Genomic DNA, 4,563 nt, shown 5'->3' with positions numbered 1-4,563 from the left:
GGCACATACACCATTCTCGGCGGCTCATTGATGTATCCAGAAGTGATCGAGGCGATGCGTCTCGGCAACGAAAAATTTGTCAATATCAACGATCTGGAAGTTGCAGCCGGGAAAAAGATGGCTGAGCTTTGCAAGATGCCTGAAGGCTACACCGGCCTGGTGACGGCAGGAGCCGCTGCGGCGCTGCTCGTCGGTTATGCGGCGATTCTCACTGGCGACAATCCGCAATACATCCAGCAGATTCCCGACCTGACCGGCATGCCGAAGAGCGAGGTCATCATTCAGAAGAGCCATCGCTATCCCTTCGACCATCAGGTGCGGCAAACGGGAGTCAAACTGGTCGAAGTCGTGACGCGCGAAGATCTCATCGCGGCCATCAATCCGCGCACCGCGGCGCTTCACTTTACCAATCTGTTCAATGAGAAGGGTCACGTGAAGGTGGATGAATTCGTGCAGATCGCCCACCAGCACAACCTGCCGGCGTTCAACGATGCCGCTGCCGATACGCCCCCAATCTCGCGCCTTTGGAAGTACACCGAGATGGGCTATGACCTGGTTACCTTCAGCGGAGGCAAGGATATTCGCGGGCCCCAAGCCGCCGGACTACTCATGGGCAAACAAGAATTGATTCGCTGCGCGCTTCTCAATATGAGTCCGCAGGAAGACACCATCGGTCGTCCCTGCAAGGTTGGCAAAGAGGAAATCTGCGGCATGCTCAAGGCGCTGGAACTCTTCGTCGCTTCCGATCAGGACGCGATCCTGAAGCAGTATTACGCGCAGCTCGGGCGCATCTCTGACGTTGTGACAAAGATTCCCGGCGTGAAAACCTCCTACGATTTCAATCCCAAGCAGATTGCGAATCACACGGTCAGCCTCAAGATCAGCTGGGACCCCGACAAGATTTCTCTCACCACAAAACAGGTCATGCAGCAGCTGGCCGCAACACGGCCGCGCTCCATTCGCGTGGGCGGCAACGGCGACGATGAAAAGAAATCGAAGAACCCCGCCGTAGAGGTGACGGCCTGGCAGATGCAGTCCGGAGATGAGTTGATTATCGCCAACCGTCTTTCAGAGATTTTGCAGTCGGCTCCGAGTGCCTCCTAAACTTCTATTCATTGATCGGGCAGCGGGGTGATTCGCCGACGCTGCCCCGGAGGCATGATGACAGTTGTTGTAAATCGCAACGATCCCCGATTCGACACGCTCAAGCGGGGACACAATGCGCGTTTCCCTTCCTCGGATGCGGATGCTCCGGACCGGATTCTGCTGTGTTCTTCACCCAAAGAAATCGCGCAGGCGCTCCGCAAGGTGGTTGCAGCGGGACTCCGCCCCACGGTGCGCTCCGGCGGCCACTGCTATGAGGATTTCGTCAGCAACAATCCGCACGGCGCAATGCTGGATTTGTCGCTGTACAACACTGTCGACCGCGACGGTGAAAATGGACCCTATCGCGTCGCTCCCGGCGCAGTGCTCGGGGATGTCTATCTGGCACTCTATAAACGCTATGACCTGACGCTACCGGCCGGAAGCTGCTTCATGGTCGGGGCGGGAGGTCATATCTCCGGCGGAGGCTACGGTTTCCTCTCTCGTCTTTACGGCCTCACCTCCGACTGGATCACCGCCGTCGACATTCTCACCGTCGATGGCAAAGGCAACGTGATCGAGCGCCGCGTAGACAAAGACCACGACCCCGATCTCTTCCGCGCCTGCCGTGGCGCAGGAGGCGGCAACTTCGGCATCATCACTAGCTTCCGCTTTGACAGGCTACCGCCCGCTCCACGCGAGGTCGCTCAGGCCAACCTTATCTTTGACTGGGCGACCATGACGGAAGATCGCTTCACCCAGGTGCTTACCTCCTACGGAGATTACTGGGAGGGACGGGGCAAGGACCGCGACACGTGGGGCCTCTTCACCCTGATGGATATTACTCCCGCGAAGCGCGGTCATTTCGGTATCTACATTCAGTACTGCCAGCCGGACGGCACGGCAAAAGATCTGTCGGTGCTGGAGGAGTTCCTCAACCGGTTCGCGCCCTTCCAGCCTATGCTGTTGCAGGCGCACGGCAGCCTCGTTTCAAGGCACGGGCCCTCGATTGCCGGAAGAAATATCCAGAAAGGTCAGGAGAGCCTGAATAACGTCCGCGACATTGCGGTGCGCCCCGCGCTCGACGTCACCATCGGGGGAGGCGGCTCCGGCGCGCCGACCCGTGGAAAATACAAGTCCGCATACATGAAGCGCAGTTTCACGCCGGCCGAGGCGAGCACCATCTATCGGTTCTACAACTCCGATCAGATTACGGCGCAGAACTCCGTTATCTCCATCGATTCTTACGGCGGCGCAATCAACCGGCCGGGGCTCGCGCATCAGACTGCCATAGCCCAGCGGTCTTCCATTATGAAGCTGCAATGGCAGTGCTACTGGCCCGACGCATCCGGCGACCAGGTGCATCTCGAGCAACTGGATAAGTTCTACACCGACCTTTACACCGGCAGCCATGTCGATCCGCATCATCAGGGAACGCCTTGGGGCGAACGCTACGAGGGCTGCTACATGAATTATCCGGATTCGGACATGCTACGCTATGCCTACTGGCCCGAGCTGTATTATGGGCGCGATGGTCTGTACGCATTCCTTCAGCAGGTCAAGCGGAAGTATGATCCGAACAATGTCTTCCACTCCAGTATGAGTGTGCAGGAATGAACGATTTCACCGCGAACGAAGCCGCGCACCACCAAGATTCTCTGATCGGGAACTCTGAAACATCGTGTGCTCCGATCGATTCGCGTGTGAACCGGCGCACCTTCCTTGCGGGCATGGGTCTGGGCGGCGCGGTCCTCGCGCTATCGCCGCTTCATCTTCGTTCATCGGTCGAACGCGGTGCCGAAGAGCTTCTGCTTTGCATTGGATCATTCGGTACCGCAGACGCTGGAACCCTGCACCTGTTGCAGATTCAACGCGGAAAGACCCGGGTGCTGTACACCCAGCCCTCAGAGCGGCCTTCCGCAATCGTGCGGCATCCCTTCCGGTCGCTGCTCTATGTCGCGAACGATGTGAGCCTCTATCAGCACCAGCCGCGGGGTACCGTCGAAACCTTCGGGTTGGATCAAGCAACCGGCACGCTCGAACTTGTCGGTCGGCAGCCTCTGTCTCTCTCTGCAACCCGGCCGCGATCGTTGGCTATATCTCCCGATGGACGTAGCCTTCTCGTTGCGGCCTTTGGCGGCGGCGCATATAACGTTCTGAAGATCGACGAATCAGGGCTGCCATCGGCACCTTCCGTCATTCTGAAGCAGGTCGGGCAAGGAGAGCACCCAACCGAACAGGCCAGCGCTCATCCATCGCATGTGTTGTTTCATCCGAGAACAGGCATCGCTATCGCCGCTGACTATGGCGCGGAACGATTGGACATCCTCGCTTCCGATTGTGGAGAATTCGGCGCCGGCAACATGAAGGTCGCAGCTCGCATTCCATGCGTCGCGGGAAGCGGTCCCTCTAAGATTGCAATTCATCAGGATGGAGAACTCTTTGTTGTTGCACATGTCTTACGTCCGGCGCTCACAGCCTTCCGCTTAGCTCCTGAAATGAGACTGATACCGGTCGGTCACGCTTCACTGAACGATGCGCCAACAGCGATCTGTTTTTCTTCCGAAAGGAACATTGTTTTCGCTGCGCAAACTCGTGGGACACGTCAGGCCATGCTGACGGCGTGGACGATTGATCCGCAAAAAGGAATGCTACAGCGAATATCTGAAATCGCTCTTCCCGCCGGTGATGTCGCGTCAATGCACCCCACAGGTTCAACGCTCTGGTTAGCATCTGAACGCGGAATGATTGCAGTAGAGCTGGATCCACATACAGGAACACCGCGCAAAACCTACCGTGTCTCATCCATTCCAGATATCCGTTCGATGGCTCTGGTCTAAGAATCCTGACCACTTCGAATAGTCTGCCTGCGAATTCCTCAATCGGCTTTCAAATCCTCTTATCCGGCGTTCAGACCATCCACCAGCGCATTACGATACGCCCGAATCGCGGGGATGAAACCGGAATGCTCACCCGCTTGCCGGACAGCGCGAGGACGGGAGCTTTCTGCTGCGACTGCGGCACGTTGAAGTCCAGCGTCTGCAGCGTCGGCCAACTCACTGTGACCGGCTTGGGTTCAGCGCCGAAGGAGGTAACCGCACCCCACAGCAGCCCGAAACATACCGCGTGTCTCAGGATTCTTGTTGGAATGCGCATTCTCTCCTCGGGCGTGATTTCTTTACGGCGAGTGTTCCCTACTGCTTCGCTAACGGACGCCTCGGAACAACCTGTTCCGGGAGCGGTGGACGCGGACGGAACGAAGTCCAGTGGTTGGCCATTTGAGGATTGCTCGACGGATGCTCCTGATTCCACAAATCCATCGAGATGCCGTTCAGGTCGTACACCACTCTTCCTGCACGGATCGTCAATTGGGCAATCAGCCGTGTGTTGCCCATCAGCTTGGTGTTGTCCATATCAAGGTAGCCGAATTGCCCGTGTTCCTCGCTCAACACAGCCACGTCTGCCGGCGCTCCGACCGAG

At 57.7% G+C, this 4,563-nt stretch carries 4 protein-coding genes and 1 pseudogene; 3 read left to right on the top strand and 2 right to left on the bottom strand.

The features are described from left to right. From VMU57_RS06005 to VMU57_RS05995, 3 genes are all read left to right on the top strand, one after another. A partial coding sequence (locus VMU57_RS06005) for an aminotransferase class V-fold PLP-dependent enzyme (protein WP_325381725.1) occupies positions 1–1,104 on the top strand: 1,104 nt, incomplete at its 5' end. Positions 1,105–1,158: 54 nt separating this feature from the next. Next, the gene (locus tag VMU57_RS06000; RefSeq protein ID WP_325381724.1) at positions 1,159–2,700 is read left to right on the top strand and encodes an FAD-binding oxidoreductase; all 1,542 of its coding nucleotides are present in this window, start codon (positions 1,159–1,161) and stop codon (positions 2,698–2,700) included. Continuing rightward, complete coding sequence (locus VMU57_RS05995) at positions 2,697–3,923, top strand: lactonase family protein (RefSeq protein ID WP_325381723.1); 1,227 nt, start codon at positions 2,697–2,699, stop codon at positions 3,921–3,923. The genes VMU57_RS06000 and VMU57_RS05995 overlap by 4 nt, the downstream gene beginning before the upstream one ends. A gap of 70 nt (positions 3,924–3,993) precedes the next feature. Here VMU57_RS05995 and VMU57_RS05990 read toward each other — a convergent pair whose 3' ends face one another. Next, on the bottom strand, positions 3,994–4,239 hold the full coding sequence (locus VMU57_RS05990; protein WP_325381722.1) for a hypothetical protein: 246 nt from the start codon (positions 4,237–4,239) through the stop codon (positions 3,994–3,996). 38 nt (positions 4,240–4,277) lie between these two features. Beyond that, positions 4,278–4,563 (bottom strand): annotated as a pseudogene (locus tag VMU57_RS05985) (hypothetical protein); the annotation flags it as partial.

It is taken from the genome of Edaphobacter sp., from assembly GCF_035532915.1.
GTDB lineage: Bacteria > Acidobacteriota > Terriglobia > Terriglobales > Acidobacteriaceae > Edaphobacter.
The sequence above is the reverse complement of the archived record's forward strand: the minus strand, read 5'-3'. Positions and strand labels throughout refer to the sequence as shown.